The organism is Bradyrhizobium sp. Ken64, assembly GCF_055807555.1.
This window is the reverse complement of sequence record NZ_JBVVPA010000057.1, coordinates 1-4,379: the sequence shown is the minus strand read 5'-3', so window position 1 is coordinate 4,379 and position 4,379 is coordinate 1. Positions and strand designations below refer to the sequence as shown.

The 4,379-nt window shown below is 60.2% G+C and carries 5 protein-coding genes; 4 read left to right on the top strand and 1 reads right to left on the bottom strand.

All coding sequences use genetic code 11. From position 1 onward, the window contains the following. Window positions 1–504: 504 nt before the first annotated feature. The 4 genes from AC0L2F_RS35490 (at window position 505) to AC0L2F_RS35475 (ending at window position 3,098) form a co-directional block, all read left to right on the top strand. Window positions 505–627, top strand: coding sequence for a hypothetical protein (locus tag AC0L2F_RS35490; RefSeq protein ID WP_275949050.1), 123 nt, complete (start codon window positions 505–507; stop codon window positions 625–627). Between the two features lie 766 nt (window positions 628–1,393). Then, window positions 1,394–1,567: an autotransporter outer membrane beta-barrel domain-containing protein gene (locus AC0L2F_RS35485; protein ID WP_473251495.1), complete on the top strand. Its 174-nt coding sequence runs from the start codon at window positions 1,394–1,396 to the stop codon at window positions 1,565–1,567. Between the two features lie 365 nt (window positions 1,568–1,932). After that, complete coding sequence (locus AC0L2F_RS35480; protein ID WP_106947076.1) at window positions 1,933–2,691, top strand: outer membrane protein; 759 nt, start codon at window positions 1,933–1,935, stop codon at window positions 2,689–2,691. Window positions 2,692–2,762: 71 nt separating this feature from the next. After that, complete coding sequence (locus AC0L2F_RS35475; protein WP_473251494.1) at window positions 2,763–3,098, top strand: helix-turn-helix domain-containing protein; 336 nt, start codon at window positions 2,763–2,765, stop codon at window positions 3,096–3,098. A gap of 615 nt (window positions 3,099–3,713) precedes the next feature. Here the strand turns inward: AC0L2F_RS35475 and AC0L2F_RS35470 are convergent. Beyond that, on the bottom strand, window positions 3,714–4,379 hold a 666-nt coding region (locus AC0L2F_RS35470; protein ID WP_473251493.1), incomplete at its 5' end, for an aspartate-alanine antiporter-like transporter.

Here is a 4,379-nt window from a genome sequence, read left to right as displayed (position 1 = left end):
TCGTCTCGTCTGTAAGTTTCCGGCTCCGTCGACAGGGCTGGAAAAACTGCGGCGAAAGGGCGGGCCGTGCGTACGGCGAAACCGTGTGGTCCTGTCGTCCAGCGATTTCGCGCGGTCGGACAAAACCAAAAAGCCTCGACCAATGAATGGCTTATTAGGATCGGCGCTTGGCGTTGCCTCCGGCCCGAAACCGCCGGGCCCTATTAGGCCCTAGTTTCACAGCCTGCTGTTTTGGCGGGGTTGACGCTTGCGCCCGACGAGGTTTGACGTGGTCGGCTGCGCCCGCGGCTCGGAGGACGGCGGTGCGCGACGGCTGGATGCGATGGCCGGGCTTGCCCGCTGGTCCGTAGCCCGGCCCTGGCGGCGCGCTGTACGGGCTTCCTTCGGCGTTGCACCCGGTGGCCTGCCCGCGTGATGCCGTCGAGAAGCTGGCGCTGTCGTGATGATGACAACTGCGATAGTCTGTGACCGTGTCTCCGGCCCAAAATGGGGGAAGCCAAAACTATGACGAAGCTCCCGAAGAACCGCAAAGTGGTGAACGCATCAATGCCGGACGCCTTCAAAGAGACGAACAACCGCGCGGCGCGGCGACGTGAAGCGAAGCTTAAAAAGAAGATCGCCAAATGATGGTGGTCGCTCTCCTGCGCTCCGGCAAATCATTTATCGGCGGCTACGATAGTGACCACGGACATAAGTGCCGTCGCGTCTATAATAGCCACTCACGGCGATGGTTTTAGGCTGTCCGGTAATAGTGCTGACGTCCCCGTAGCATGATCCATTTTCTGCACACGTCCCCCCCGGAACATAAGTAGGAAGCGGTATGACGCCAGGCGGAGCTGTGGTCTTTCGCTCATCATCGCGTGCGGTAACCTTGTCTTTTTGTTCCTGCGAGAGGTCTTCGGGTTTGCAATTCGAGTACCCTGCAAGGCATGCCGAATAGTTTCGCTCGGCGCGGCGCACCGTAACCGCCGCTGTCTCCTCCCTAGAGAGCACGTCTGCTCGGCAGTTAGAGTATCCGGCTAAGCAAGCTTGCAGGTTTCTAGCCCGACTTGCTGCAGCGACACGGACCTGTTCGTCGGCGCTCAGGCTTGTGGGCTGACAGTTCGAATAGCCCGACATGCACGCTTGTACGTTTCGGTCGTGGTTTGCCGCAGCTACGCGAAGCTGCTGGTCTGTGCTTAGGATTGTGGGCTGACAATTCGAGTAGCCTGCTAAGCAGGCTTGCAAATTCCTATCCCGACTTGCCCCAGCTACTCGCAATTGTTCATCTGGGTTCAGACTTGTTGGCTGGCAATTAGAGTATCCGGCTAAGCAAGCTTGCAGATTTCTAGCTCCATTAGCTGCAGCAACTTGGGCGGCGCAGGCGACGACGACGTTTTCCGGCGTCGATCTGGTGCCCTTGCTTGAGCAGGCCACGCGCCTGCAACTCGGAGGTGGGGTGAGTGTGAGGATGAACGCCAACGTCAGCTTCTACGCCAATGCCGACTACCAGTTCGCTGTCGGCCACACTGACGGCGGCAGGCGTGATAGCATTCGCGGAGCAGCTGGCGTCCGGTATACGTGGTGAAGCTGTTTGCGGTTTGCGCCTGAGGCAAGCTCTAATGAGAGGCAAGCTCTAATGAGATGCAGCGACCGCGAAATTTCATCCACGAGCTCCGCTTACTGAACCAATGCGGAAGACATCTGCTCACGTTCAATTCTTCCATTTTTGATCCCGAGCGGACTTTGCAATTTGAAGACCCAAACTGCGGACCATGGAACTCAATTCTTAAGCTGGATTAACAACTTGCGGGCCATTTCGTTCGCAAGTGTGACTTCCACGCTACATCCCACAGGCAGCATCTCGCCTAAAAAAGGAGCAGGAATCATGAGGGGCGCTCCTGCCTAGCCTGACGCTTCGGGGACAACGGAAGCGGACTGGGAGAAATTCATATGAAGAAGATTTTGGTTGGTGCAATTGGCGCTGTGGCGCTGAGCATGTCCGCTCCTGCGAGCGCTGCAGATATGGCGGCCCGTCCCTACACCAAGGCGCCCCCGATGGTTGCGCCGATCTATGATTGGACCGGCTTTTACATCGGCGCGAACGGTGGCTGGGGTCAAAGCCGCAATTGCTGGGATTTCGTCGGTGCGGCCGGCGTGGTGACTGCTGATGGCTGTCGCGAACGCTCTGGCGGCCTGATCGGCGGTCAGGTTGGGTATCGATGGCAGGCGAGCCAGTGGGTGTTTGGCCTGGAAGCTCAAGGTGACTGGGCGGACCTCAGCAGCCAGCGTGTCAGCCTGATCAACCCGGCGTTCTCGACCCGCACGAAAACGGACGGCATCGGGCTATTCACCGGCCAGATCGGCTATTCCTGGAACGCGTCCTTGCTGTACGTCAAAGGCGGCGCGGCGGTGACGAGCAACCGCTTCAGCATCCTGGGCACGCTCAGCGGAGCTGAACTGGCAGCTGCAAGTGCAACCCGCTGGGGCGGGACGGTGGGTGTCGGCTGGGAGTATGGTTTCGCACCGAACTGGTCAGCTGGCATCGAATACGATCATCTGTTCATGGGCAACGCAAACAACTCGTTCTCGGTTGCCAACCCCATCGTTGCTGGTGCGCTGAACCGGATCAACCAAGACGTAGATATGGTCACACTGCGCGTCAATTATCGCTTCGGCGGGTACGGTGCGCCGGTGGCGGCGAGATACTAAGCCTCGTCCTTCCATCCTTTCTCCAGTAAATTAGGCCGGCAGAGATGCCGGCCTTTTTTATTGGAGAGAACATGTCCGAACGATCTCTCAAGCTGCCAAGCCGCCCCTTAAGCCGCCGCGACGCGGCCGACGCCATCAATCGCGCCTTTGAGAGTTCGGACATCACCGAGGTTTGCCAGGCAATCGGCTCTGCTCTCCGCGATTACAACGTCTCCGACATCGCCAACGAATGCGGGATCGCGCGGCAGACCCTCTATCGCGCCTTTGTCGGTGGTCTAAAGCATCCAAATTTCACAACCGTTTTGACGGTCCTGGACGCGCTGGGCTTGCAACTGCATGTCACGGTGCGCCGGAAGGCTCGGGCACGGTGGGCTCTCCCTAAGGCGGTTCCACCACCGGAATCGTAGTCGTCCTGCCTTGGCCCGGCGCTTATAGTTCGCACATTGTGCAAGCATTTCCAACGAGCCCTCGCCGTTGCGTCGCGTAGTTCACAAGTGCCGCCCCATTCGCCAATGCTCCCCCTTCTAGACTGACGGTTAATATAGCCGCGCCGCAGTGCACAATTGTCTGACCGAGAGGAGCGCAGGAACGCTTCGGCCGATGGGGATGCCGAACTCGTTGGAATTGATGGTTGTTCGGACAGTGCTCATCTCCTTGATGCCAGCGTAACCTCCGCAAATCCACAGCGCTTCTTTTGTCGGGGTTTAGATGTGAGGTCCCAACCTAAACCTATCCTTCGGCTCTGCTTGGGTTCGATTGCTTGCCGAGCGACGAGGTCCCAGGCTGCATTCTGCTTGACGTGCGCCTCGCCGGAAGGAGAGGTCCAGAATTGCAAGAGCGGTTGATGGCGTTAGAGCCCCACCACTGTGCGGACCATCAAAGCGAGTGGTGAGAATTTGATCACCGACCCGGTCACGGCAGACGAGTTGCTGAGCGCCAGAAGAAGTAGAGGCCGCGCTAGGGGATGTCGATGGCGGCGGCGCCGTAGCCGGTGCCAACCGGCGATCCACGCCGCGCCTCCTTCAACCGGCGAAAGTGCTGGCCACGATGATGGGGCCAAGCACGGTGAGCACAACGTTTCCGACAGCGTAGGGCACCGCGACGCCGAGCACCGGCGTCTGGCTTTCTGCGACATCACAGGCGCCGGTCACGGCGGCGTCGACCGTCATGGCGCCGGCCAGCGCGCCGCAAATGATGACCGGGTTCATGCGAAGCACGCGATGCGCGAATAGGGTGGTCACAATCAGCGGTACCAGCGTGACGACCAGGCCCATGCCGACCAGCAGCATGCCATGTGACTGGATCGCGACCCAGGCCGCGTGGCCGTTGCCGAGCCCGATCGCCGCGATGAAGCCGCCAAGGCCGAGATCGCTCAGCGTCTGCTGCGCTGCAGGCGGCATTGCGCCCATCGTCGGTCGCCGCGACCGTAGCCAGCCGCAGAAGAGCCCCGCAATCAGGGCGCCGCCGCCACCTCCCAACGTCAGGGGCACCGACCCGATCTTGACGCTCGCGAGTCCGGCGAGCAGACCCACGGCGATGCCTGCCGCAAGGAATGCGATGTCGGTACGGTCTTCCGAGCTCAGGATCTGTCCAACCTGCGAGGCGGCGCGTTCGATGTTGCGGGTGCTGCCGACCAGCGTCATGACGTCACCGACATAGACGCGGGTATCGGCGCTCAGGGGGACCTC